This is a genomic window from Campylobacter sp. GTC17093 (assembly GCF_055397635.1).
Genome location: NZ_AP038832.1, coordinates 1,279,457 through 1,305,708 on the forward strand (window position 1 = coordinate 1,279,457; position 26,252 = coordinate 1,305,708).

The 26,252-nt window shown below is 30.6% G+C and carries 28 protein-coding genes; 16 read left to right on the forward strand and 12 right to left on the reverse strand.

Features of this window, described 5'->3' with window-relative positions; translation table 11 throughout:
• Window positions 1–9 precede the first annotated feature (9 nt).
• Entirely contained in the window at window positions 10–648 is a 639-nt protein-coding gene (locus ACZ5VL_RS06705) for an outer membrane protein assembly factor BamD (RefSeq protein ID WP_464200292.1), read from the reverse strand.
• Between the two features lie 151 nt (window positions 649–799).
• Between ACZ5VL_RS06705 and fliW the strand changes: the two genes are divergently transcribed.
• Window positions 800–1,189, forward strand: coding sequence for a flagellar assembly protein FliW (fliW, locus tag ACZ5VL_RS06710; RefSeq protein ID WP_464198216.1), 390 nt, complete (start codon window positions 800–802; stop codon window positions 1,187–1,189).
• Between the two features lie 3 nt (window positions 1,190–1,192).
• Entirely contained in the window at window positions 1,193–1,942 is a 750-nt protein-coding gene (locus ACZ5VL_RS06715; protein ID WP_464198217.1) for a pyrroline-5-carboxylate reductase, read from the forward strand.
• A 43-nt stretch (window positions 1,943–1,985) separates the two neighbouring features.
• On the opposite strand, the gene ACZ5VL_RS06720 is transcribed toward ACZ5VL_RS06715, so the two are convergent.
• From ACZ5VL_RS06720 to murA, 10 genes are all read right to left on the reverse strand, one after another.
• Window positions 1,986–3,158 carry a pyridoxal phosphate-dependent aminotransferase gene (locus ACZ5VL_RS06720; RefSeq protein WP_464198218.1) on the reverse strand — a complete coding sequence of 391 codons (1,173 nt, stop codon included), beginning with the start codon at window positions 3,156–3,158 and terminating at the stop codon, window positions 1,986–1,988.
• Between the two features lie 117 nt (window positions 3,159–3,275).
• Window positions 3,276–3,971 (reverse strand): serine O-acetyltransferase, encoded by a 696-nt coding sequence (gene cysE, locus ACZ5VL_RS06725; protein WP_464198219.1) that lies wholly within the window; start codon window positions 3,969–3,971, stop codon window positions 3,276–3,278.
• A gap of 3 nt (window positions 3,972–3,974) precedes the next feature.
• A complete protein-coding gene (gene speA / locus ACZ5VL_RS06730) occupies window positions 3,975–5,816 on the reverse strand; it encodes a biosynthetic arginine decarboxylase (protein WP_464198220.1) in 1,842 nt (613 codons plus the stop codon).
• Window positions 5,809–7,056 carry a histidine--tRNA ligase gene (gene hisS / locus ACZ5VL_RS06735; RefSeq protein WP_464198221.1) on the reverse strand — a complete coding sequence of 416 codons (1,248 nt, stop codon included), beginning with the start codon at window positions 7,054–7,056 and terminating at the stop codon, window positions 5,809–5,811. The genes speA and hisS overlap by 8 nt, the downstream gene beginning before the upstream one ends.
• The gene (gene tmk / locus ACZ5VL_RS06740; protein WP_464198222.1) at window positions 7,049–7,627 is read right to left on the reverse strand and encodes a dTMP kinase; all 579 of its coding nucleotides are present in this window, start codon (window positions 7,625–7,627) and stop codon (window positions 7,049–7,051) included. Before tmk ends, hisS begins: the two co-directional genes overlap by 8 nt.
• Window positions 7,621–8,097: a pantetheine-phosphate adenylyltransferase gene (gene coaD / locus ACZ5VL_RS06745; RefSeq protein ID WP_464200294.1), complete on the reverse strand. Its 477-nt coding sequence runs from the start codon at window positions 8,095–8,097 to the stop codon at window positions 7,621–7,623. The genes tmk and coaD overlap by 7 nt, the downstream gene beginning before the upstream one ends.
• Window positions 8,098–8,152: 55 nt before the next feature.
• A complete protein-coding gene (locus ACZ5VL_RS06750; protein WP_464198223.1) occupies window positions 8,153–8,701 on the reverse strand; it encodes a UbiX family flavin prenyltransferase in 549 nt (182 codons plus the stop codon).
• Window positions 8,698–9,573: a flagellar basal body P-ring formation chaperone FlgA gene (gene flgA, locus ACZ5VL_RS06755; protein WP_464198224.1), complete on the reverse strand. Its 876-nt coding sequence runs from the start codon at window positions 9,571–9,573 to the stop codon at window positions 8,698–8,700. The genes ACZ5VL_RS06750 and flgA overlap by 4 nt, the downstream gene beginning before the upstream one ends.
• Complete coding sequence (locus tag ACZ5VL_RS06760; protein ID WP_464198225.1) at window positions 9,570–10,751, reverse strand: molybdopterin molybdotransferase MoeA; 1,182 nt, start codon at window positions 10,749–10,751, stop codon at window positions 9,570–9,572. The genes flgA and ACZ5VL_RS06760 overlap by 4 nt, the downstream gene beginning before the upstream one ends.
• Complete coding sequence (murA, locus tag ACZ5VL_RS06765) at window positions 10,752–12,020, reverse strand: UDP-N-acetylglucosamine 1-carboxyvinyltransferase (RefSeq protein WP_464198226.1); 1,269 nt, start codon at window positions 12,018–12,020, stop codon at window positions 10,752–10,754. It abuts the gene before it with no gap.
• 126 nt (window positions 12,021–12,146) lie between these two features.
• On the opposite strand from murA, the gene ACZ5VL_RS06770 reads away from it, so the two are divergent.
• From ACZ5VL_RS06770 to ACZ5VL_RS06835, 14 genes are all read left to right on the forward strand, one after another.
• Complete coding sequence (locus tag ACZ5VL_RS06770) at window positions 12,147–12,878, forward strand: CHAP domain-containing protein (protein WP_464198227.1); 732 nt, start codon at window positions 12,147–12,149, stop codon at window positions 12,876–12,878.
• Window positions 12,879–12,886: 8 nt separating this feature from the next.
• Window positions 12,887–13,441, forward strand: a complete 555-nt coding sequence (locus tag ACZ5VL_RS06775; RefSeq protein ID WP_464198228.1) for a rhomboid family intramembrane serine protease — start codon at window positions 12,887–12,889, stop codon at window positions 13,439–13,441.
• The gene (locus tag ACZ5VL_RS06780; protein ID WP_464198229.1) at window positions 13,441–14,247 is read left to right on the forward strand and encodes a ferritin-like domain-containing protein; all 807 of its coding nucleotides are present in this window, start codon (window positions 13,441–13,443) and stop codon (window positions 14,245–14,247) included. Before ACZ5VL_RS06775 ends, ACZ5VL_RS06780 begins: the two co-directional genes overlap by 1 nt.
• On the forward strand, window positions 14,244–14,735 hold the full coding sequence (locus ACZ5VL_RS06785; RefSeq protein WP_464198230.1) for a SixA phosphatase family protein: 492 nt from the start codon (window positions 14,244–14,246) through the stop codon (window positions 14,733–14,735). The genes ACZ5VL_RS06780 and ACZ5VL_RS06785 overlap by 4 nt, the downstream gene beginning before the upstream one ends.
• A gap of 69 nt (window positions 14,736–14,804) precedes the next feature.
• A complete protein-coding gene (locus ACZ5VL_RS06790; RefSeq protein ID WP_464198231.1) occupies window positions 14,805–15,995 on the forward strand; it encodes an efflux RND transporter periplasmic adaptor subunit in 1,191 nt (396 codons plus the stop codon).
• Window positions 15,996–15,998: 3 nt separating this feature from the next.
• Entirely contained in the window at window positions 15,999–17,930 is a 1,932-nt protein-coding gene (locus tag ACZ5VL_RS06795) for a MacB family efflux pump subunit (RefSeq protein ID WP_464198232.1), read from the forward strand.
• Between the two features lies 1 nt (window position 17,931).
• Window positions 17,932–19,260 carry a TolC family protein gene (locus ACZ5VL_RS06800; protein WP_464198233.1) on the forward strand — a complete coding sequence of 443 codons (1,329 nt, stop codon included), beginning with the start codon at window positions 17,932–17,934 and terminating at the stop codon, window positions 19,258–19,260.
• Window positions 19,261–19,325: 65 nt separating this feature from the next.
• Window positions 19,326–20,558, forward strand: a complete 1,233-nt coding sequence (locus ACZ5VL_RS06805; RefSeq protein ID WP_464198234.1) for an ankyrin repeat domain-containing protein — start codon at window positions 19,326–19,328, stop codon at window positions 20,556–20,558.
• 150 nt (window positions 20,559–20,708) lie between these two features.
• Window positions 20,709–21,881, forward strand: a complete 1,173-nt coding sequence (gene sucC, locus ACZ5VL_RS06810) for an ADP-forming succinate--CoA ligase subunit beta (RefSeq protein ID WP_464198235.1) — start codon at window positions 20,709–20,711, stop codon at window positions 21,879–21,881.
• Window positions 21,881–22,756, forward strand: a complete 876-nt coding sequence (sucD, locus tag ACZ5VL_RS06815) for a succinate--CoA ligase subunit alpha (protein ID WP_464198236.1) — start codon at window positions 21,881–21,883, stop codon at window positions 22,754–22,756. The genes sucC and sucD overlap by 1 nt, the downstream gene beginning before the upstream one ends.
• An 11-nt stretch (window positions 22,757–22,767) precedes the next feature.
• Window positions 22,768–23,079 carry a 4Fe-4S binding protein gene (locus ACZ5VL_RS06820; protein ID WP_464198237.1) on the forward strand — a complete coding sequence of 104 codons (312 nt, stop codon included), beginning with the start codon at window positions 22,768–22,770 and terminating at the stop codon, window positions 23,077–23,079.
• On the forward strand, window positions 23,076–24,197 hold the full coding sequence (locus ACZ5VL_RS06825) for a 2-oxoglutarate synthase subunit alpha (RefSeq protein ID WP_464198238.1): 1,122 nt from the start codon (window positions 23,076–23,078) through the stop codon (window positions 24,195–24,197). The genes ACZ5VL_RS06820 and ACZ5VL_RS06825 overlap by 4 nt, the downstream gene beginning before the upstream one ends.
• Before the next feature lies 1 nt (window position 24,198).
• Complete coding sequence (locus ACZ5VL_RS06830) at window positions 24,199–25,044, forward strand: 2-oxoglutarate ferredoxin oxidoreductase subunit beta (RefSeq protein WP_464198239.1); 846 nt, start codon at window positions 24,199–24,201, stop codon at window positions 25,042–25,044.
• The gene (locus tag ACZ5VL_RS06835) at window positions 25,041–25,586 is read left to right on the forward strand and encodes a 2-oxoacid:acceptor oxidoreductase family protein (protein ID WP_464198240.1); all 546 of its coding nucleotides are present in this window, start codon (window positions 25,041–25,043) and stop codon (window positions 25,584–25,586) included. Before ACZ5VL_RS06830 ends, ACZ5VL_RS06835 begins: the two co-directional genes overlap by 4 nt.
• Before the next feature lie 219 nt (window positions 25,587–25,805).
• Here the strand turns inward: ACZ5VL_RS06835 and ACZ5VL_RS06840 are convergent, their stop codons facing one another.
• A complete protein-coding gene (locus ACZ5VL_RS06840; RefSeq protein ID WP_464198241.1) occupies window positions 25,806–26,051 on the reverse strand; it encodes a helix-turn-helix domain-containing protein in 246 nt (81 codons plus the stop codon).
• Between the last annotated feature and the right edge of the window lie 201 nt (window positions 26,052–26,252).

The window sequence follows — 26,252 nt, forward strand, 5'->3', positions numbered from 1 at the left end:
TTTCTCCAATTATTCAAAAATGCTCCTATACCAAGGAAGTGTTGGTGGTATCAAATCTGCATCTTTGTATGGTGAGTTATTTATCTTATCTTTATAAATTTCAGCAGATACATCTTTGCCAGTTCTTTCGTATAAATCAAGTATTTGTAGATCAAGATAATGCATAGCAAGGTTAAATTTAAGCAACATTGTTTCAGCTAGTGGTCTATATATAGAGTTTGGATATGCATATAAAAAACTTTCTATTTGTTTGGATGTATCACTCATAAGCTTTTGATTCCTATTTGGTCTTATGAAAGAGTCAAAATTTGCTTTCATTTTTAAAAACTCGGCATATTCTGTCTTTTTATAATCTCCAAATTTTTTAATATATTCATCTAAATAGTAGTTTGCCAGCAAATATTCTTCATCTTCCATATGTGCTTGTGCTAAAATAATCAAAATTGGTTCTAATAGCGGAGAAGCCACATGTTCGCTTTGCATAGAAGTGTAGTGTTTGTCGGCTTTATCTAGGTCTCTATTTTTTATATCATTTATAATCAATGAATACCAAGCATCTGGAGAAAGATTGTAAATTTCATCTGATTTTGGAGAACATCCAGTAATTATAAAAACGGTTAATATCGAAATAATAATTTTATATGATATATTCATATATTCATTTCCCTTTAAATATTAAATTTTGGTATATTTTACACTTTTTTGTTTTATTTTTTGATAAAATAATAAGGCATTTATATATTTTTTGTAAAAAACATGATAAAATATCATAATTATATAAATTTATAAGGAGAGTACCATGATTTTTGATATAAAAAGTCCGATCTTAGGCTTTGAGCAGATAAAAAAGGCTAAAATTATTCAGATTGACGATTTTTTTGCAAGATTAGAAAGTCAAGATGATGAAACCACTTTTACATTAATAAATCCTTATGGATTTAGGGATTATGCTTTTGAAATTCCAGATTATTATATAAAGCTTATGGATATAAAAGAAAATAGCGAGATTAGGGTTTATGTCATAGTTGCCCTTAACTCTCCGCTCGAAGAATCAACTATGAATTTTGTTGCTCCAATAGTTTGTAATATGACAAATAATACTATTTCTCAAGTTATACTTGATACAGTTGGTTATCCACAATACAAACAAGCAGATAGAATAGCAAATTATATAAACAAAGATAACTAATTTATGGAGCAAATTTTTATACTTGGTAACGGAGCTATGGCTAGTGCGATGGCTTATGGTTTAAGAGATAAATATGATGTTACTTTAGTTGGAAGAAATGTACAAAAGCTTAAAAATTTAAAAGAAGATGGCTTTAAGACAGAGATTTATGGCGAAAAATTTGATATAAATGATAAAAAAATAATATTGGCTTTTAAGCCTTATGCCTTAAAAAGCGTAGCTGAAAAATTAATTGGAAAGTCCAATTTTTTAATTAGTGTGCTAGCTACTTCAAGTATTGATGATATTAAAGAATGTATAAATTCCAATATTTATATAAAAGCTATGCCAAATATAGCTGCTAAATTCAAATCTTCCATCACACCTTTTTGCTCACAAAATGATAATATTAATGATGCTATGGATATTTTATCTACTTTTGGTGAAGTTTGCAGGGTTGATAATGAAAATGAGCTAAACATAGCAATGGCTATAAGTGGATGTGCTCCTGCTTATCTAGCAGTGGTTGCTGAAGCTATGGCATGCGGCGTGGTTAGCGTGGGGCTAAAAAAAGATATGGCTCACAAACTTACAGCCGGTGTTTTTAAAAGCATTTCATCTTTGCTTGAAGACTCTCATCCAGCATTTATAAAAGAGTCCGTTTGTTCTCCAGCAGGAACAACGATAGCTGGTGTTGATGTGTTAGAAGAGTGTGCTGTAAGATCAGCTTTTATAAAAGCTATTAAAGCAAGTGTAGATAAAACAAATAAATAAAATTTAAAAAGATAAGGCAAGGATTTCTTGCCTTATTATAAAGTTATTTTTTATAATTCTCAGCAAATTTAGCAATTCTTTCAATTGCCTTTTTAATGCTATTTAAGTCTGTTGCATAAGATATTCTAAAATATCCGTCTAGCCCAAAGCCGATTCCTGGTACAGTTGCAACATTTGCTTCTCTTAATAAAGCTTGGCAAAATTTTATAGAGTCTTTTTCAATTTCGCTGCAGTTTATGAAAAGATAAAATGCGCCATCTGGTTTGATGGTTTTTAGACCTTTTATTTTGTTTATCGCATCAACTGCGTAATCTCTTCTTTCTTTGTAAGCTTTGTTCATTTTTTCTATATCAGCATTTGCTTCACCAAGTAGTCCAGGGATTGCCCCTGCTTGTACGATAGAGCTTATGTTTGATGTACTTTGACTTTGTATAGATTTAACAGCTTTTGTAAGTTCTGGTATTTTGCAAGCCATATAACCAAATCTCCATCCTGGCATTGCTCCACATTTGCTAAGTCCATTTATAGTTACGGTTCGCTTAAACATATCATCGCTTATGCTTGCTGTAGCACAAAACTTGCCATCAAATATAAGTTTTTCATATATTTCATCGCTTATAACAATGATATCAGTACCTTTTAATACATCGCCAATTTCACTTAATTCTTTTTTGGTGTATATTGATCCAGTAGGATTGCTAGGGGAGTTTAGGATTAATAGTTTTGTTTTTGAAGTGATGGCCTTTTTTAGTTGTTCTGCTGTGATTTTAAAATTATTATCTTCATTTGTATTTATAAAAACAGGTACTCCACTTGCAAATTTAACTATTTCTGGATAGCTAACCCAGTACGGCGCAGGTATGATAACTTCATCTCCTTCATCAATCATAGCTTGGATGATGTTAAATATGGAGTGTTTTGCGCCGATATTTGTTATAATTTCGCTTGTTTGATACTCTAAATTATTATCTTTTTTTAGCTTAGTTTTTATAGCTTGCAAAACTTCAGGTGTTCCTGGGATTGGAGTATATTTTGAGCAACCTTGAGAAAGAGCAACTTTTACTGCGCTTTTTATAATCTCTGGTGTATCAAAATCTGGTTCGCCAGCACTTAAACTTATTACATCTATACCGTTTGCCTTCATTTCTTTTGCTTTTACGCTGATAGCTATAGTTATAGATTCTTGTAAAGTTGACATTCTTTTTGCTAATTTCATACTTACCCCTTACTGGAAAATAAATTTATAATATTATAGCACTTAAATTTTTATATCATTCTTGTTTTTTTAATTTAAAAATATTCATTAAAATATAAGAAATATTGTAACAAAATGCTATTTATTTAATGATTTTAAATATTTGTCATACAATTTTTCAAGATCATCATCTTTTTGAATCATGTCATCATCTTTTAGTGTAGCTTTTTCTAAAATTTGCAATCTTTGTATCAAGTAAGCAAAAAGTTCCTTGTTTATATCTGGAATTTTATTATGAGAAAGTGGAGTTTTGTCACAGCTCCCAAGTACTCTCGCAGGAATTCCAACTGCCGTACAATTTGCGGGAACATTTTTAACCACAACAGAATTTGCTCCTATTTTAGAGTTTTTTCCAATGGTTATATTACCTAGGATTTTTGCACCACCACCAACTACCACGCCTTCTTTTAAAGTAGGGTGACGCTTTCCTTTATCTAGGCTAACGCCACCTAAAGTTACACCTTGATACAATAAAACTCTATCTCCAATCTCAGCAGTTTCGCCTATAACAATACCTGTTGCGTGGTCTAAAAATACTCTTCTTCCTAACTTTGCAGCTGGATGAAGATCAACCCCTGTAAAAAACCTAGAAATTCCAGCCATAATTCTAGCTATTCTTCTAAAACCTTTTATATAAAAAAAATGCGCAAAGCGGTGATTTATAACTGCCCAAACACCAGGATAGTTAAAAAATATCTCTATTATGCTGTTAAAAGCTGGATCTTGTCTTTTAGGCTCTAAAAAATCCTCTTTTATAATGTTCCAAAATTCCATGTTTTACTCTATTGTTTTTAGGTAGCCATTATCGTTTAAAAACAGATATAATTCACCTAAAATATGTTTTTTTTGCTTTTCATCTACAAGTTCTGATTTTTCTATTCTCTCATTTAATGTATCTCTTATCTCATAAACATCATAGTCCATATCTTCTAATATATCAATTACTGATTGTGATTCTAGTAAATTTGTTATCTCGTATCCGCCATTTTCTTTAAGCATTACGGTTGCTTCAGTTGGATGGGTAAAAAGATTGTGGCTCATTCCCAAAACTTCTTGGTAAGCGCCAACTAAGAAAAATCCCAAATAGTAATTTTCCTCTTTTACATCTATATCATGCAAAAAAAGTTGATTTTTTGTTACATCAAAAGGTATTTCTCCGTCGCTATCACAAGTTATATCCCAAATAGAAGCTGAGCGAGTAGGGCGTTCATCAAGTCTTTCAAGTGGCATTATAGGAAAATGTTGTTTTAATCCCCAAAAATCAGGCAATGATTGAAATAAAGAGAAATTTACCAAATATCTTTCTTGGACTTCATCTTGAATTTTTGCTAAGTCTGCAAAGTTTTGCTTGTTCCCAAGCATTTCTATGGATTTTTTCATGATAAGATGAACTAGAATTTCTGCATTTGATCTATCTTGTAAATCGGCATAACCTAGGTCAAATAGCGTTAATACACTTTCTACATGGGCAATTGAGTCATGAAGATATTCAAGTGCATTTGATGGTTTTATACTTACATAAAGGTCATAAAGTTCTGTTATGAGTGAGGGATTTGTCTTTTTTAGGCAAAGCTTATCTTCTGAATATTCTTGCGAGAAAAGTTCTAGAACCGGAGCAACTAAGACTGCGTGATTTGCTGAGACATATCTGCCTGATTCTATGAAGATATCTGGTTCGTCAACTTTCTTTTGATTTGCTATGGTTTTTAGCAAAAACACGACGTCATTTGCGTACTCTCTTAGTGTATAGTTTCTAAGGGCATTTTCTTTCATTTGTGAGTATTCTACGGCTAGACCACCACCTAAATTTATAGCTTTTAGGTTTTTTGCTCCCATTTTTCTAAGTTCTGCATAGATATTTCCAGCCTCTGTTAGTGCTTTTTTAAGCGGGTGAATTTCGTTTATTTGTGAGCCTATATGAAAATGAATCATTGTAAATTTATCAAGTAAATTCGCTTCTTTTAGCAGATTCATTGCTTCTATTAGTTCAGTTGAGGTTAGTCCAAATTTAGAGTTTATGCCACCGCTTTTTGCCCAAACTCCACTTCCTGAGCTATGAAGTCTTATGCGAAGCCCTATATTTGGCTTTGGTTTAAACCTTTCTTTTGCTGTTTCAATTATGCCTTTTAGTTCATTTAAACCCTCTATGGTTAAAGTGATATTATGACCCATTTCAGCTGCGATAAAACCTATGTTTATAAGCTCTTTGTCTTTAAAGCCATTTACTGTAATTGGTGCTTCAAAGTTATTATAAGCCATAGCAAGCAAAAGCTCAGCCTTACTACCAGCTTCTAAGCCGTATTTATAGGCATCTCCAATCTTTACTAGGTTTTTTACAAAGCCTGGATATTGATTTACTTTAAGTGGATAAACTGCATGAAAGTTGCCATTATACTCAAATTCTTTTCTAGCTCTTTCAAAATTTGCATAAATTTCAACTATCTGTTTTTTTATAAGATGCGGGAACCTTAGTAAAACCGGACCCCTGATGCCATCTCTTCTAATGTCATTTATAATGTCAATTAGTGCTGGCTTGAAATCAGTATTTAAACATACTCTTCCGCCGCCATCTATTGTAAAGTTAGAATTTCCCCAAATACTAAGACCATAATCATTCATGAGCATCTTCCCTTAATGTAGAATTTATATCTGAAATTTTTATCTTTTTATCTTTGCCATTTTTTAAATTTTTATACCAAATTTCGCCATTTCTAGCCTCATCTTCTCCTATACATAAAAATATGGTAGCATTCATAGAATTAGCAAATTTTAGATGTTTTATAGCATTTTTTGTTTCGTAAGAAACTTCTATTTCATGCTCATTTCTTAAATCTAACGAAAGTGAGTAAATTTGGTCTATAAATTTATCATCTAGTGTGCATAAATATATTTTTTGTTTTTGAGTTTTAAATTCTTTTAAAGATAAAATTTCCATTATTCTTTCTATGCCTAGTGCAAATCCTACTCCAAAAGTAGATTTTCCACCTAAAAACTCAACTAAATTATCATATCTTCCACCGCCCAAAACCGCACTTTGTGATCCTATCTCATCACTTACAAACTCAAAAGCAGTTTTTGTATAGTAATCAAGCCCACGCACAAGTTTTGGATCTATCTCAAATTTGATACCATTTTTTGTTAAAATTTCTTGAAGCTTTTCAAACCCATCTTTGCATTCTTTGCTAAGATTATCTATGATGAGTGGAGCTTCTTTTAAAATTTCTTTGCAATGTTCAACTTTACAGTCTAAAACTCTTATAGGATTTGTTTGTATGCGTCTTTGACAATCTTCACAAAGATCTTCTTTAGCATTATTTAAAAAATTAACAAGCTTAGTTTTATACTCTGGCATACAGTTTTTATCGCCCAAAGAGTTTATTTTAAGAGTTGTTTTTATGCCTAATTTTTGAAGTATTTTAGTTCCTATAATGATTACGCTTGCATCTTCATAAATGCTATCTTGTCCAAAACACTCTATACCAAATTGATGAAATTCTCTTAGACGCCCTTTTTGCGGTCTTTCATATCTAAACATACTTCCATGATAGAAGTATCTTTTTACGCCACTTGTTTTGTCAAATTTGTGTTCTATAAAAGCTCTAACAATTCCAGCAGTTCCTTCTGGTCTTAAACAGACATCGTTACCGCCTTTGTCGATAAACTCGTACATTTCTTTACCGACTATATCGCTACTTTCACCAACACTTCTTCTAAAAAGTGAAGTTGATTCTAATTTAGGTGTTTCTATGAAATTGTATCCGAAATTTGAAGCCACGCTCTCGCAAACTTGTATGATATGTTTGTAAATTTCAGCTTTCTCATTTAATATATCATTCATTCCTCTAAGTGCTTTAACCATTTATAAACTCCAAAATTTGTTTATGGATAGTTTGCATATCAAGAGTTGAATCAATACTTAAAACATCAAAGTTGCTGTTTTTAAATAAAATTTCCATATAATCTTCAACTCTTTTTAGATATTCTATTCCTCTTTTTTCTATGCTATCTAAATTTCTTTCTTTTAATCTCTCTTCTAAGATATCAAAATTTGCTTTTAAGAAAATAAATTTTTCTCCAAAATCCCCACATAGTGCAAACTCATTAAATTTTACAAGTTCTTCTATATAAAGAGTAGGGTTGTTTGCCATAGCATAGCTTATACCAGATATAAAACCTCTATCACTTAAAATAAGACTATCTCTGTTTGGAGCGATAATTCTATCATAATGTTCGGCTCTATCTGCTAAAAATAGAAAAATTTCACTTCTAAATGATATATCTTCGCTATTTAATAATATTTGTCTTATTTTTTTACCAAGATTTGTTCCACCTGGCTCTTTTGTGATAATGGCATCTTTATAAACATTAGCCAAAAGCGATATTTGTGTACTTTTGCCAACTCCATCAATTCCTTCAAAAGTTACTAACATTTTTTATCCAACATATGTAAAATTTCCCCTGGTACCACACTTGAAACATCTCCTCCGTGTAAAAATATAGATCTAACTACTGAACTGCTTATAAATGCATATTTTAATGATGGCATTAAATAAACCGTTTCAAAATCATTCCATAAGGCTGTATTTGCGTACCCCATTTGTAGCTCATATTCAAAATCGCTAACCGCTCTAAGTCCTCTTATTACTGTATTTATGCCATTTTGCTTTGCAAAATCAACCAGTAAATTATCAAAACCAACAACTTGTATATTTGGCATATCTTTAATCGCTATCTTAGTCATTTCAATTCTTTTTTGCAAGCTAAAATACGGTCTTTTGCTATCAGAAAGTGCAACCGCTACTATAATTTGATCAAATAGCTTTGTTGCTCTTTTTATTACATCCAAATGCCCATTGGTTATGGGATCAAATGTCCCAGGGTAGATACATGATTTCAATATTTTTTCCACTTCTAAAATGATTTATAATTTTACCTAAAAATTTATAAATACTAAATTATTCCCATTTTTTATACAAATTATGTTCTAAATCCATGATATCAAGCCATTTGCCAACAAAGAAATTTTCTAAATCATCAAGTGTCTTTATATTGGCATAATTTGCATAAATTGGGGGTGCAATACTAACCCCGATTGAAGATAGCATTGACAGTTGATTTAGTATTATATGAGAAAGTGGCATTTCTCTTATACCTAAAATAAGTTGTTTTTGTTCCTTTATAGCAACAGCTGCAGCTCTTGTAATAAGCGTGTCACTTATTCCAGATGATATTTTTCCAAGTGTGTTTATAGAACACGGCGCGATTATTGTTTTTTTTATACCAAAAGAACCGCTTGAGACAGGAGCAGCTAAATTCTCATTATCCAAAAAAGTTATATTTTTAAAACTTTTTTCATGAAAAACAACACCATTTTCCAATCTTAAAACATTTTTAGCACTTTTGCTAAGTATGGCAAAAGTTTCTAATGTTTTTGGCATACTTAAAAGAAGTTTTATGCCTAAATTTACTCCACTTGCACCACTTATACAAACTAGAATTTTCATTGTATTATCACTGTATTTTTTGAAATAATTTTTGCACTAAATTGCTTTCCATCGCTCATTCTTACCCTTATAACATCACCTATAACACCACTATCTAATGCCCTTACTTCTACATTTAAACTAAGTGAGTTATCTACAAAAATAGCATTTATGGTAGAGTTTTTTTTAACATCTGCCATTATACCAAATTGTCTTAATGTTAAAACACTACCTTTTTTAATTTTTTGTTTTGAGATCATTTTTGTTGTAGGTATATCGCTTAGTGCATTTAACCTATAGTCCCTTAAATCAACATATTCGTATGTATAATCACTTATATTTAAAACATGTCTTGTATTTATATTATTAGTCGCCACAAAAACACCTATTTTTGCATCAAGCTCATATTTAAAAAAAAGAGTTTTTTGGGTGTTTAGATTATCTTTATCTATTAAAACAAGTCTAAAAGAACCATTTTTCTTTCTAATATCTGTAATTTTTACTTCACTAATATTATATAATAAAACATCATCTGGTAATTTTGTTTGAGGTGCTATATTAAAGCTAGTTATTTTTAAATTCCCATAATTATCATAAATTTCTTTTAAAAATGCACTTTTTGCAAAATCCAAAAATGAACAATCTGTTTTAAACTCAATATTTCCTCCGCTAAAATCTCTATATGCTATTCCTCTTTTTGCAAGTTCTAGGCGTATTATCTCGCTATTTATGTTAGTTGAGTTTAAATCAATAATATTGTCTGTATCTTTTGGATTATCTGTTATGTCATAAAGCATTACAAAATTTGAATTTATGCAGTATTTTGGTAATATTTTTATATTAGCAAAACCAAACATAGGAATAAATAAAAATAAAATGATTTTTTTAATCATAAAGAGTATTTTATAACCTCTATTTCATTATAATTTGATATTATCTCATCGTTTTCATTTGACAAATAAATTGCATTATTTTGTATGAGAGGTTTTATCATACCTGAACCATAATTTTCTAAGTACGGAGTAAAAGTTTTTCCATCGTAAAAACCAAGAATTATATTTGTTCTACCTTTTTTAAGTTTTACTTCTTTAGATATGATTGTTTTATAAATTTGATGATTAAAACTTATATCTCCACTCATTTTTTTAAGTGTTGGAATGAGTGTTAAAAAGCATGTAAAAAACGCAGCCATAGGATTTCCTGGAAGAATAAAAACAAATTTATCTTCTTTTATAAAAACTTTAATAGGAGCACCTGGTTTTAAGTTTATTCTATCGAAAATTTCCTCATAACCTAAGCTTTTAAGTGCTTCTTTCATAAAGTCTTTATCACCTTTGCTAGCCCCTCCAGAACACACTAAAATATCGTAGCTTAAATTTGATAAAAACGCTTTTTTTGTATCTTCTAAAGTATCTTTGATAATCCCTTTATATGAACTTTTAAAACCATAATATGCAAGCAATGACTTGATAGCGGTTGCATTTACATTGTAAATTTGCTCATCACTCGCATTTTGCCAAATTTCAACAAGTTCATCACCGCTTGAAAATACTCCGATACTTGGCTTTGAGTTTACTAAAATTTCACTTATTCCCTGGCTTGATAAAAACATTATTTGAGATGGAGTGATTTTTGTACCTTTTTTTAGTAAAATTTCTCCACTTTTTATCTCTTCGCCTTTATATCTAAGGGCATTATGTTTTTTTGTTTTTTTATCTATAAAAAGCTTATTATCTTTTATAATAGCATCTTCAAGGCGTACTATGGTATCTGTATTTTTTGGCATTATTGCACCAGTCATTATGCGAATTGCTTCATTTTTGTTTGCGCTATATGTTTTTGTATCTCCGGCAAATATTATAGTTTTTGAGATGCTAAGTGCATCATCTTTGTCTCCATAATTAAAAGCATATCCATCAAGTGCGCTGTTATCAAAACATGGCAAGTCTTTGCAAGCATAGACATCATTTGCTAAAACTCTATTTAGAGAAGCGTTTATGTGTATGTATTCGGTTTTTTCAACAACTTTTCCTTTTGAAAAAAGCAAATTTAAAGCATCAATATAGTTCATTTATTCTTCTAGCCTTTTGATATTTGCGCCAAGTTTTGATAGTTTGATTTCAAGTTTTTCATATCCCCTATCAAGATGATAAATTCTATGAACCTTTGTGGTTCCATCTGCTACAAGTCCTGCTAAGACTAGCGCTGAACTTGCTCTTAGATCAGTTGCCATAACATCTGTTGCGTTTAGTTTTTCGCCACCGTTTATTGTTGCAATGTGAGTATTTAGTTTGATATCTGCACCCATTCTTGAAAGTTCACTAACGTGCATAAATCTGTTTTCAAAAAGTCTTTCATCTATAACGCTAGTTCCATTTGCTACTAAGCAAAGTGCCATAAACTGAGCTTGCATATCGGTTGGAAATCCTGGGTATTCGCTAGTTACTATTTCTATTGGTTTTATTTTTTTAGCGGGTATTATTGTTACTGAATCATCATCTGTTTTTATGCCAAATCCCATGCTTTCAAATTTATCAAGTACAGCTATAAGGTGGTTTGGATTTACATTTTTAACTGTAATTTGCGAGTTTGTTATAGCTCCAGCGCAAAGATAAGTTCCTGCTTCTATTCTATCTGGTATCACATTTATTTCTTTTATATCAAGAAGTTTTCCACCACTTCCTCTTATGGTAAGTTCGCTTGTGCCAATACCTGTTATATCAACTCCATTTTGCGCTAGTGTTTCGCAAAGGGCCATAACTTCTGGTTCTTTTGCGGCATTTATAATCTTTGTAGTACCGTTCGCAAGAGCCGCTGCCATAATGATATTTTCACTTCCAGTAACTGTTATTTTATCAAAAATTATATTTGCACCCTTTAGCCCATCTTTTGGCGCATTTGCTACAACATAACCTTCTTTTATATCTATTTTTGCCCCCATTTTTTCTAATGCACTAAGGTGCAAATCTATAGGTCTTTGACCTATCGCGCAACCACCAGGAAGCGATACTTCACAGCGATGAAACCTTGCAAGAAGTGGTCCAAGTACCAAAATAGAAGCCCTCATTTTTCTAACTATGTCATAAGTTGCTTTTGTGGAGTTTATCTTGCTTGTGTCTATTTTGACGCTGTGGTTTTTTGTAAACTTACAAGTTGAACCCAAATTTTCAAGTAATTTACATATTGTTTTTATGTCTGCAACATCTGGAATATTTTTTATATTTACTGGTTTTTTTGATAATATAGAGCAAGCTATTGAAGGTAAGGCCGCATTTTTTGCTCCACCTATCTTTACTTCTCCGCTTAGCTTAGCTCCACCTTTTATAGATAATAAATACATTTTAAACCTTGTTTTAAAATTTTTGTCATTGTAGCTAAATTTTCTTAACATTATTAAATTTTATTAAAATTTAATAATTATTTGTGTTATAATAAAAAACTGTAAAATTTATATTTAAGGTTATTTATGAGTATAAAAAATATTTTCATAACTTCTGTATTTTGTTTACTTGTTTTTTCTGGATGTTCTCAAAAACAGGAAGTGGTACAATATGATTTTAATGAACCTTATAACATTTACAATTACAATCAAAATAAACAATCTATTGATATTGCTTCTAATAATTATAAAACACAAATTTTTTCGCAAACCGATAAAAATATTCAACCATTAGATATGAATAAATACCCATATGAATTAACTAAAATGTTAGATAGCTATTTAAATACAAGGGTTGGCGGAGATTGTTCTGGACTAGTTTCTTTGATAAATGGAAGATATGATAATTTATATTTTAATGAAAAAGAGCTAAACTCTTATTATTCTAACCAAAGAAAATCGCAAGCCATGTATAATATGTATAAGGATAACCAAAAAATATCTCTAAAAGATCCAAAAGTTGGGGATTTAGTATTTTTTTCAAGCACTTTTACAAAAAAAAAGATAAAAGCCCCAAATCCTAAAAATGTAACTCATGTTGGTATAGTAAGAAGTGTGAATAAAGATGGAACTATTAAATTTATACACTTTTCAAGTGGTAAAGCAATTGCTAGTTTTATGAACTTAAGACAAAAAGATATATATATGAAAGATGATAAGGTTGTAAATAGTTATATAACAAGATGTTCTAGTTCTTCTTGTCTTGCTTCAAATAGATTTATAGGATTTGGAAAGGTAGATTGGGGAGAGTTTTTGTAAAATACGCTATGAGTAAAAAACTATATTTTTCTTCATTTATCATAGCTGTTAATTGTGTTGTTTATTTTCTGCACTATTTTGTATTTGATTCTTCGAAATTTGGAATATTTTTTGGACTTAATTCTCTTTGCTTATATTATGATTTTTATTGGCAATTAATCACATCTATGTTTTTACACGGTTCTTTTATGCATTTAGCTATGAACATGGTTGTTTTATATCAGTTTGGATCTATGCTTGAGCGGTTTTTAGGCGGTTTTAAATTTACACTTATTTATTTACTTGGCGGAGTTATAACAAATATTTTAAGTCTTGGTTATATTTGGTATATAGGAAAATACAAAGGAGTGGATATAAATACAATAGGTGCAAGTGGTGCGATATGTGTTTTGCTTGGATTTATGGCTTATATTGATTCGTATAATCGTAAAGGTTTATTGATAGCTTTACTTTTAATGAGCTTTGCACCACTTTTAATGGGGATAAATGTAGCCTGGTATGCACATTTATTGGGCTTTGGTATAGGATATGCATTTGGAAAAATTTTTAGCAAGAGAAGATAATGAGTGCTTTTTTTAGAGAACTTGAAAATGTGCTTTTTGAAAATGAACCACAAAAAAAGATTTATAAATTTAGAGCTTTTTATGATGAGTTTAAAGCTAATAATTTGTATCTAGAAAGTGATTTTAAATCAAAACCACTTATAACTCCTAGTTATGCATCGTTTTGTGATGTTAAATCAATGCGCGATATGAAGATTAAATATCCAAAAGATAAAAAATTCCCATCTTTTGTGCATTCTATCGCTCATATTGAGTATAGTGCCATAGATATAGCTTTAGATGCTGCTTATAGATTTACAAATTTGCCATATGAATACTATCAAAACTGGCTCGAAGTTGCAGAGGATGAAATAAGACATTTTGAGATGATTAGTAAATATTTGGATAATTTGGGTTATAAATATGGAGACTTTATAGTTCACGACGGACTTTTTATTGCAATGCAAAAAACTGAAAATTCTTTTATAAACAGAATGGCTCTTCTTCCTAGGTATATGGAAGCAAATGGTCTTGATGCGAATTTGCATATGGGTAGCAAAGTTTTAAGCTATGATGATGAAAAGCTTGCTGATATTTTGCAAGTAATACTAGATGAAGAAGTTTCACATGTTGCAAAAGGCGATAAGTGGTTTAAGTTTGCTTGTAAGCAAAACGGACTTGAACATAGTGTTTATATAGATATCATAAGGTCTTTATATCCAAACGCATTTAAGCAAAAAAGAGAGCTAAATGTTGAAGCTAGATTAAAGGCTGGTTTTAGTAAGTTTGAGTTGGAACAGATAATAAATTTGATGGAGGAAAGATGAAAACAGTTTATTTTATAAGACATGCAAAATCCTCTCATGATACCCAGAAAGACATAGACAGAAAGATAAATCAAAGAGGCGAAAAAGATATAAATTTTATGGCGACTTTTCTAAAGGAAAAGGGTATAATGCCAGATATTATCATTTCAAGTAACGCAACAAGAGCTATAGAAACTGCGCAAATTATATCAGATACATTAAATTTTAAAGATAAAATTTCAGTGCAAAAAGATCTTTATGAGGCAAATTTAAAAGATTTTTTAAAAGTTTTTCATGGCATTAAGGCTAAATTTAATACTATTTTTATAATTGCGCACAATCCTGCAATAACTGAAATTTGTGAATACTTAAGCAACTCCGTTATTAATCATATGCCAACTAGCTCTATATTTTGCATAGAGTTTGAAAGTGAAACATTTAAAGACATAAAAGAACATAGTGGAAAGGTCGTTTTTTTTGATTATCCAAAATTGCATAAAAACAAATAATTTAACATTTTATTCACATTATTAATATATAATCTTAAATATAAAATCCTCTAAATTTAAGTGTCTTATATGAAAAAAACTATTAAAGTTATTATTTTTCTGCTCATAATTATAGGTATTTGTTATATTGTATATGACAAGTTTATCAAAAAAGAAGAAAAAGTAGAGTTTATAATAGTAAAAGCTAAAAACGGAAACATAACTCAAAGTGTTGAAGCAACTGGAAAGCTTTATGCAAAAAATAGCGTTGAACTTGGTGCGCAAGTTTCAGGTCAAATAAAAAAGTTATATGTTGATATTGGCGATAACGTAAAAAAAGGTGATATGATTGCCGAGATTGATGATGTCAAACAAAAAAATAAATTAGATGATTTAAGAGCTTCTCTTAGTATATATAAGGCTCAGCTAAATTCTGCAAATATTGCAAAGCAAGTTTCTGAAAATAGATACCAAAGGGAACTGAGTTTGTATAAGTCTAATGCTACCTCTAAAGAAAATTTAGAAAAAGCAAAGGATGAGCTAAGCTTAGCTAGCGCTAAAGTAACTGAGGCTCAAGAACAGATTAAAAAAACCAATATATCTCTTTATACAGCTCAGACCGACTTAGGATACACTAAAATTGTATCATCTCTTGATGGTATTGTTGTATCTATACCTGTAAAAGAAGGGCAAACTGTAAATGCTGCTCAGACAACTCCAACCATAGCAAAAGTTGCTGATCTTAGCATAATGGAAGCTAGGATAGAGATACCAGAAGGAGATGTAAGTAAAGTAAAAGTAGGACAAAATGTAAAATTTGGCACTCTTGCTAATGCCAAACTAGACTATAATGCAACCATAGCTAGTATTGATCCGGCAGATAAAACATATAGTGATGAAAACTCAGTTACTACAAAAGCATCTACAGGTTCTACAAACACAAATACTGCCGTGTATTACTATGCTAAGTATTATATACCAAATGAAAATAACTATTTTAAAATAGGTATGACTATAGAAAATTCTATCATTATAAATAGTGCCAAAAATATCCTTATGGTTCCAAGTATAGCTATAAAACACGATGATAACTCATCTTTTGTTTTATTAAAAGATGAGCAAAATAATGTAAAAAAAGTTAGCGTTCAAATAGGTATAAGTGATGGTATACACACCGAAATACTTTCTGGATTAAAAGAGGGTGATGAGGTTATAACAAATAAACTGGACACCAAGGAACTAGAAAATTTAAATAAAAACAAAAAAATGAAAATAAGGTAAAGATTGAGTTTATTAAAACTTGTTAATATATGTAAAAATTTTGGAACGACCAAAAATGCTACAAAAGTATTAAAAGATATAAACTTAGATATAAATAGCGGAGAATTTATAGCTATAATTGGCCAATCTGGATCTGGAAAATCAACACTTATGAATATCCTTGGCTGTCTTGATAGTCCCAGTAGTGGTGAGTATTATATAGATAGCAAACTTATATCAAATTTAAATAAAGATAAATTAGCGCTTTTAAGAAGAAAGAAATTTGGTTTTATTTTTCAAAAATACAATCTTATATCAGACATGAATTCTACGCAAAATGTTGCACTTCCAGCTATATATGCTGGTCTAAGTTATGAAAAAAGAACCAAAAGAGCAAAAGAGCTTTTAGAAAGCCTAGATCTTGATCATAGGTTAAATTACTATCCAAGCGAACTTAGTGGTGGTCAACAGCAACGCATAAGCATAGCAAGATCTCTTATGAACGGTGGAGAGATTATATTAGCTGATGAGCCAACTGGTGCACTCGATTCAAAAAGCGGTGAGCTTGTGTTAAAAATTCTTGAAGATTTGCATAAAAATGGCCATACAATTATATTGGTAACACATGATTTAGGGGTTGCATCACACGCAAAAAGGGTCATAGAGATAAAAGATGGTGAAATTATAAGAGATGAAAATAAAAATGAAAGCTATGTGCCTAAAAAAACTCAAACCATACAAAACAAAAACTCACTTTTTGCAATCAAAGATATGGTAGTGGAGTCGTTTAAAATGGCTGTTGGTGCTATTTTATCACATAAACTAAGATCTCTTCTTACTATGCTTGGTATCATTATAGGTATAGCTTCTGTTGTATCTGTTGTTGCAATTGGCAAAGGTTCTCAAGAAAAGATCTTGGCTGATATTAATGCAATGGGAACTAACACTATAACTATTTATCCTGGTAAAAGTTTTGGCGATATGCGTGCAAACAATGTAAGATCATTGAGTATAAGTGATGCTAGGCTTCTTGATAAACAAAGTTATGTTATGAGTGTTACACCAAATACATCTACAAACGGAACCATTACATTTCACAATCTATCTTTTACAGGTATGCTTAGAGGTGGAAATGAGCAGAGTATAAATGTAAATGGTTTAAAATTAGAAGATGGAAGATTTTTAGATGCAAAAGATGTTAAGGAAAATGCCTCGGTTGTTGTAATTGACAGCAATACTAAAGATAGTTTTTTTTCAAATACCGATCCTATTGGAAAGATTTTACTTTTTAATAAGCAACCATTAAAGATTATTGGAATACTTAAACCAAATGACAATTTTGGCAGCAATGAAACTTTGCGTATTTATGCTCCTTATACAACTGTTATTAATAAAATTACAGGAGATAGAAATATAAACTCAATTACCATAAGGGTAAAAGATGATGTAAATATGCAACTTGCCCAGCTTGCGATAACTGAGTTAATTTCAACAAAACATGGCAAAGAAGATTTTTTTGTAAGAAACTCAGATAGTATACGTCAAACAGTAGAAAGCACTACTGGAACTATGAGAATTCTTATATCTGCAATAGCACTTATTTCGCTTATTGTCGGTGGAATTGGAGTTATGAATATTATGCTTGTTTCAGTTACTGAGAGAACAAAAGAAATAGGGCTTAAAATGGCAATTGGAGCAAGAAGTAGGGATATACTCACTCAGTTTTTAGTGGAAGCCATTTTGATATGTGTAATAGGTGGAATTTTAGGCTTAGTGTTATCATTTGCAATAGGTTTTATTTTTATGTATTTTGTATCAACATTTGCAATGAGCTACTCTTTGGCATCTATAATCATTGCACTCATATCATCTATGCTTATAGGTGTTATTTTTGGATTTATGCCTGCAAAAAATGCGGCAAATCTCAATCCAATCGATGCATTATCAAGGGAATAAAATGAGAAATTTGATTATATTTTTATTTGTGCTTATATTTAGCGGTTGTACTATGAAACAATATGACTTTACTTCTCCGCTTGGAGAGGCAAATGAAAGCTACTATGAGCAAAATTTATCTTGGTGGCAAGGTTATGAAAATAAGACGCTTAATGATACTATGCAAACAATACTCGCAAATAATCTTGATTTAAAAAAGAGTAATTTAAATATAGAAAAGTTTATGGCTTATCTTGGCCTATCAAGAGCGGATTTACTACCAACTTTTGGGGCAAGTTACAATGCGTCTGCAAAGAAAAATATATCTGAAAATTCTAATAGCATTATAAATTTTTCAAGTTCTTTAAATGTTTCATATGAGCTTGATTTATTCGGTAAATTTATGGATAAATATGAAAAATCAATTTTAGAGCTAAACGCTACAAGATTAGATTTACAAGCAATTGATTTAAGTATAAAAAGTGATAGCGTTAGTACATTTTTTAATCTTATGTATCTAAAAAATGCCAAAGAAAAAACATCTCAAATGAAGGAAAATTATAAAAGTTTAAAAGATATTATAATAGCTAAATTTAACTATGGTAGATCAGATAATTTAGAAGTAGAACAGATAAATCAAGCGTTACTTCAATCAGATGAAAAAATGCTAAAAATTAATACTCAAATTTATTCATCTGAGGAGAAACTAAAAAATTTAACCTACACACAAAATATTCCAAATTTGGAATATTATAATATTTTAGATGTTAAACTTCTTGGAATATCAAAAGAAATTCCACTTGAAATTTTATCAAACAGACCTGATATAAAAGCAGCAGAACTTAGGTTAAAAGCAACTTTTTATGATTATAAGTATACTTTTAAAAGTTTGTATCCAAATGTGAGTTTAGGTGCATCTCTTAGTTCAAATGAAAAAAAATTTGATGATAGTTTTAATTTAGAATTTTTAGGTGGAAATTTAAAAATTACACTTCCGTTTTTAGATTATGCAAGAGTTAAAAATAATATTAGAGTAAGTGAAGTAGAGTATGAGCTTGCAAAAAATGATTTTTTAAAAACACTAAATGTAGCTATAAATGAGTTTTATAGGGCATTTTTAAACTACGAAAATGATAAAGTTAAATTTAAAAATACAAAAGAAATTTTAGATCATAGTGTAAATATTACAAAATATTATCAGCTAAGATATGATAATGGTAAAAACGAACTATATGATTTAATAAATGCTAAAAATACAGAATTAAATTATGAGTTAAGCTTGCTATACGATAAATACATTCTGTTACAAAATGAAAATTTAATATATAAAATATTAGGTGGTAAAATTTAAAACCTTTCCTAAAAGTAAAATATTTTGATACAATTGTATAAAAATATTTAAATTTAGGAACTAATATGAGAGTTTTATTTTTGATATTATTATCATCTATTTTTGCCTTTTGTAATATTTTAGATGATGGTAAAATCACTTGCGATGAGATAAAATCAAACAAAAATCAAGTTTTTTCGGATTTGGAAATTGATTTTGTAAATACTAAAATAGATTTTTCTTGTGAAAATTCGCTTGTAAATGCTGATTTTTTGCAAAATTTATTTAATACAGTCAATGAAATTAGGGGAGATAGATTAAATTGTAAGGGCGCTTTGTATGAAGCAAAACAAAATCAGTTTAAATTTCTGCTTTTAAAATCAAGTATTGCTCCAGAAATTTATGCTAAAACCTTAAATGATGTCGATGGAAAAATAGCAGATGAAAATAGAGCATATTTTAGATTTTGGGCTTACAATAGTCTTTCAAATTTTGAACTCTTTAGCAAATTTTGGAGAGAATACAATGCAAATATGCCTAATCTTGTGTCATTTTACAAGCAAAAAGGTATAGATGAGGGAAGCGCTATATTTTATGCTACAAAAGTAATGAATGAGTTTTTAAATTTCTCAGTTGGCGATTTTTCATATACAATAATGGGTAAAGTTCCTGATATTAATGATTTTGAAAAACGTATAATAAATCCAAATTTCGATGTTTATGCCTTACAAGAAGAGCTTATTAAGCATAACTTTTTACCAAGCGAGCTTACAGGTGCTTTAGATGTCGCTCTTTTACATAAAAAAAATCTAGATATATTAGATGTACTTGTTAAAAGAGGGGCTAAAATAAACGAAGGAAGTGAATCCTCGCTATTTTTTGCACTAAGAGATAAAGAAAGTGTCAAATTTTTAATAAAAAATGGAGCGAATGTGAATTATAAAAACCCATTTGGTAAAACTCCTATTTTTTATGCGGTCGGTTTTAATGATTTAGATATGGTAAAGCTTTTAGTTGAAAATGGAGCTGATGTGAATGCTGTTTATATAGGTAAAAATGCAAAATTGGCAATTAGCTCTAATATGGGCATAGTTACTTTGCCATTTTATCAAAATTTATGCGATTTAGAACACACTTCTAGGACTCTTTTTATGCATGCTTCACAGCACTCAAATGTAGAGATGCTTGAATATTTGATAAAAAATGGAGCCGATATAAATGCGGTCGATGATCTTGGATTTAATGCTCTAGATTATGCTAAGATGGGCAATAAGATGGATAATGTAAAATATCTAGAAGAATCGGTATATAAAAAATAAATATTAAACTTAAGTTTTTATAAATTTAACTAAAATTTATTATAAAATAAATATAATAAATTAATTTATAAAACACTGTGTTGTTTTATTTAATTCGTATATACTTACATTAAACATTAAATTTAAAATTAATAAGGGAGTATCATTATCATGAATATTCATGAGTATCAAGCCAAAGAAATCCTTAGGGATTTTGGCATTAGTGTAGCCAATGGTAAAATGGTTCTTAGTTCTAAAGAAGCCGTTGATGCTACTAAAAGTATTGGAGGCAGCATTTGGGCTATAAAAGCTCAGATTCATGCCGGCGGAAGAGGACTTGGAGGTGGCGTAAAAATTGCCAAAAATTTAGAAGAGGTTGAAAAATATTCAAATGACATTCTAGGAATGAATCTTATAACTGCTCAAACTGGAAAAGAAGGAAAACTTGTCAAAAAAGTTTATATTGAGCAAGGCATGAATATAGCAAAAGAGTTTTATTTAAGTTTTACTTTTGATAGGAAAAGTGAGAAAATAGGACTTATTGCTTCTTGCGAGGGTGGAATGAGTATAGAAGAGGTTTCACACAATAGTCCAGAGCTCATAAAAAGTATTTTGATAGACCCGCAAATAGGGCTTTGTGATTTTCATGCTATGGAGGTTGCTTCATTTTTAAAATTTGATAAAGATCTGAGTATAAAATTTTCAAATTTCATAACAAAACTTTATAAATTATACATAGATACTGATGCAAATTTGGTTGAGATAAATCCGCTTGTTTTAACGACTCAAAATGATTTTATACCTCTTGATGCAAAGATGAGTTTTGACGACAGCGCTATGTTTAGGCAACCAAAAATTGCCCAGATGAGAGATTTGGACGAAGAAGAGGCAAGCGAAGTTGAGGCAAAAAATTATGGTTTAAGCTATGTTAAGCTTGATGGAAACATAGGCTGTATGGTAAATGGTGCTGGTCTTGCAATGGGTACAATGGATACAATAAACTCAGTTGGCGGTAAACCTGCAAATTTTCTTGATGTTGGTGGTGGAGCAAGCCCAGAGACTGTTGCAAAAGCTTTTGAGATAATTCTTAGGGATAAAAACGTAAAAGCTATATTTGTAAACATATTTGGCGGTATAGTTAGATGTGATAGAATTGCAAACGGTATTTTAGAGGCTACAAAACTAACAAAAGTTGAAGTTCCGGTCATAGTAAGACTTGATGGAACAAATGCAAAAGAAGCGATGGAAATTTTAAAGAGTGCTAATATAGAAAATATTATTTCTGTAAATGACCTTGAAGATGGCGCAAAAATGGCTGTTAAATTAGCCAAGGAGAGTAAATAATGAGCATTTTAGTAAATAAAAATACAAAAGTTATAGTTCAAGGTTTTACTGGTAAAGAAGGTACTTTTCATTCTGAACAATGTCTAGCTTATGGCACAAATATAGTTGGGGGCGTAACACCTTTTAAGGGCGGTCAAACCCATCTTGGAAAACCTGTTTTCAATACAGTAAGTGAAGCAGTTAATGCAACTGGTGCTGAGGTTTCATTAATATTTGTTCCTGCTAAATTTGTTGCAAGCTCTGTTATTGAAGCCGCAAGTGCTGGAATAAAATTAGCAGTAGTTATTACAGAACATACACCAGTTAATGATATGATAAAAGCAAAAAACTATGCAAATAAATGCAAAATGATGATAATAGGTCCAAACTGTCCTGGTATTATAAGCTCAGATGAGTGTAAGCTTGGTATAATGCCGGCAATGGTGTTTAAAAAATCAAAAACAAATATAGGTCTGATTTCAAAATCAGGAACATTAACCTATGAAGGTGCAAATCAGATAATAAATGAAGGCTATGGTATTTCAACTGCTGTTGGAATCGGCGGTGATAGCATTATAGGGCTAACTTATAGAGATCTTTTGCCTATGTTTGAAAAAGATAATGAAACAAAAGCTATTGTGATGATAGGTGAGATTGGTGGAAATTTAGAAACAGATGCTTGTGAAATTATAAAATCTCAGATTACAAAACCAATTATTGCATTTATAGCTGGACAATCCGCACCAAAAGGTAAGAGAATGGGCCATGCTGGTGCTATTATAAGCGGAGAAGATAGTACTGCAAAAGGTAAAATGAAAGCTTTAAGTGAAGCGGGAGTTCATGTTGTGGAGAGTCCAGCTCACATAGGCTCTAAACTAAAAGAGATACTTGGATAAAGGAAATTAATATGGATAATGAAAATAGGCCAGTTTGGGTTGATGAATCAAGATGTAAAGCTTGTAATATCTGTGTTAGCTATTGTCCTAGCGGTACAATAGCTATGAGGGAAGAGGTTCATGCTATAAGTGGGACTATGATAGAAGTTATAAATCCAGATTCATGTATCGGATGTAGAGAATGTGAAAATCATTGCCCAGATTTTGCTATATTTGTCGCAGACAAAGGATATAAATTTGCAAAACTTACAGAAGAATCTAAGTTAAGAGCTTCTCAGATAAAAGCAAATAATTATCAAAAATTACAAGGAGAGCTAGCATGAGAGAATTGATAACAACAGGAAATGCATTGGTTGCACAAGCTGCAATCGAGTGCGGTTGTAATTTTTTCGGCGGCTATCCTATAACGCCATCAAGTGAAATTGCTCATGAAATGAGTCATATGCTACCAAGAAATGGTGGACATTTTATACAAATGGAAGATGAAATTTCTGGCATTAGTGTCGCAATAGGTGCTTCAATGAGTGGAGCTAAGTCAATGACAGCAAGTAGTGGACCAGGAATTTCATTAAAAGCTGAGCAAATAGGTCTTGCTTTTATAGCTGAAATTCCTATAGTTATTGTTGATGTTATGAGAGGAGGACCTTCTACTGGACTTCCAACTAGAGTAGCACAAGGTGATGTTGCTCAAGTTAAAAATCCAACTCACGGAGATTTCCAAAGTATTACTTTGGCTCCTGGAAATTTAGATGAAATTTATACTCAGACTATAAAAGCCTTTAATCTTGCTGAGCGCTTTATGACTCCTGTATTTTTACTTTTAGATGAGACTATAGGTCATATGCAAGGAAGGGCATTTATACCAGATATTAATGATATAAATATAATAAAAAGAATAGAATTTACCGGTGATAGCAAAGAATACTATCCTTATAATGCTAAAGAAGATGAACCAGCTACGCTAAATCCATTTTTCAAGGGTTATCATTATCATGTAACAGGCCTTCACCATGGAATTACAGGTTTTCCAACTGAGGATGGAGCTATAGTTGATTATAATATTAAAAGACTTTTTAATAAAATAAATGCCCATAAAGATGAGATTGTAGAATATGAAGAGTATCTTCTTGATGATGCTGAAATTTGTATTATAGCTTATGGAAGCGTTTCTCTTAGTACAAAGGTTGCTATAGATGAACTAAGAAAAGATGGTAAAAAGGTTGGACTTTTCAAGCCAATTACACTTTGGCCAAGCCCGGAAGAAAAATTAAAGGAATTAAGCTCTAAATTTAGAAATATACTAGTTATAGAGCTAAACATGGGGCAGTATTACACAGAGATAAAAAAATGTATGCTAAGAGATGATCTAAAAACACTTCTTAAAGTAAATGGAAGACCGATTTCACCAAGTGAAATTATACAAAAAGTTAAGGAATTCTAAGATGGCAATTGATTATAATAAATATTTAAGAGTAAGTAAAATGCCAACACTCTGGTGTTGGGGATGTGGCGATGGAGTTATCCTAAAAAGCATAATAAGAGCTATTCATGAACTTGATTGGAATATGGATGATGTTTGTATAGTAAGTGGAATAGGCTGTTCTGGTAGGCTTAGTTCTTATGTGGATTGTAATACAGTTCATACAACTCATGGTAGGGCTATAGCTTATGCAACGGGCATAAAATTAGCAAATCCCAAAAAACATGTTATTGTAGTAACTGGCGATGGCGATGGTTTGGCAATAGGTGGAAACCATACAATTCATGGATGTAGAAGAAACATAGGACTTAATCATATACTTATAAATAACTTCATTTACGGTCTTACAAACTCACAAACAAGCCCTACAACTCCACAAGGTTTTTGGACAGTAACAGCTCAATATGGCAATATAGATCCTCAATTTGACGCAGCAAAACTTGCAATTGCAGCTGGCGCAACATTTGTCGCAAGAGAAAGTATTTTAAATACAAATAAGTTAGAAAAGACTCTTATAAAAGGTTTTGAGCATGATGGATACAGCTTTTTTGATATTTTCTCAAATTGTCATATAAATTTGGGTAGAAAAAACAAAATGGGCGATGCTACAAAAATGATTGAATGGATTAATAGCAGGATAGTAAATAAAATAAAATTTGATGGTATGGGAGAAGAAGAAAGAAAAGGTCTTTATCCTACTGGAATTCTTTTTGAAGATAATACTCGCATAGAGTATACTAAGGCATATGATCAAGTTATACAAGCTGCTCAAAATGGTACCGCAATAGATTGGGAGATGATAAAATGAGACGAAACTTAAGATTTGTTGGAGTTGGTGGACAAGGTGTAATACTTGCTGGAGAAATTTTGTCATCTGCCAAGATTGAAGATGGTGGATATGGTGTAAAAGCATCTACATACACATCTCAGGTTAGAGGTGGACCAACAAAAGTTGATATATTGCTTGATGAAGAACCTATACTTTATCCTTATGCGGACGAAGGAGAGATAGAATTTATGCTTGCTACTGCTCAAGTTAGTTATGATGCTTTTAAAGATGGCGTTAAACAAGGTGGAATTATAGTAATAGAGCCAAATTTGGTAAAACCAACTGATGAAGATAAAGAGCGTTATAAAATTTATGAGATTCCAATCATCTCTATAGCAAAAGATGAAGTTGGAAATGTTATAACTCAAAGCGTTGTTGCTCTTGGGATTGCAGTTGGATTTACAAATGTAATGGATAGGGATATAGTTAGGGAAAAAATGATAGCAAGTGTTCCTAAAAAATTTCAAGAACTAAATTTAAAAGCTTATGATTTGGGTTTAAAATACTCAAATACCTTATAATATCTATTTAAGTATAGGGTTGGAGCAAGAAGAAGCTCTCCTATACTTATCTCATCTTTCTTTTTATATATCTTATTCTTGTTTTCATTTTGTGCATTTTGCAGGAAAAATTTGAGTAAAAAGTTCTATAAAACTCTGTAAATCTACTATTTTTATTTACATATATTGCAGAAAACACTTGCTCTAACTCGATTTTTTCTTTACTTGTAAGCTTTTGCATTACTCTTGCATTCCTTTTTTTATTTTTGATAATACATAAATAATATCTTCTTCTTCAAGTTCACACAACATCTGGAAAGCAGCTTCAACTGCTTGGGGTTTTGAATTACCAAGTCTCCAATCTTGATATGTTCTCATTGACACATTAAGTTTTTTGGCCATTTGTGCATGAGAAATTTTTTTACCCATATGTTTTGATTCCACTGCATTATGTAAAAGATTAAAGATATCATTTGTTTGAATCATTTTGAAATTATACATATTATAATATTAAATATACATTAAATATTATATAAATTTATATATTTTGTATAAAAATATAATAATATAGAATATTAATAATATAAAAATTATAAAATATTATATTATATTATATAATTATACGGAAAAAATTATATAATATACATTATAAATGATTTAGTTATTAAGACTAAGATAAATTAAATA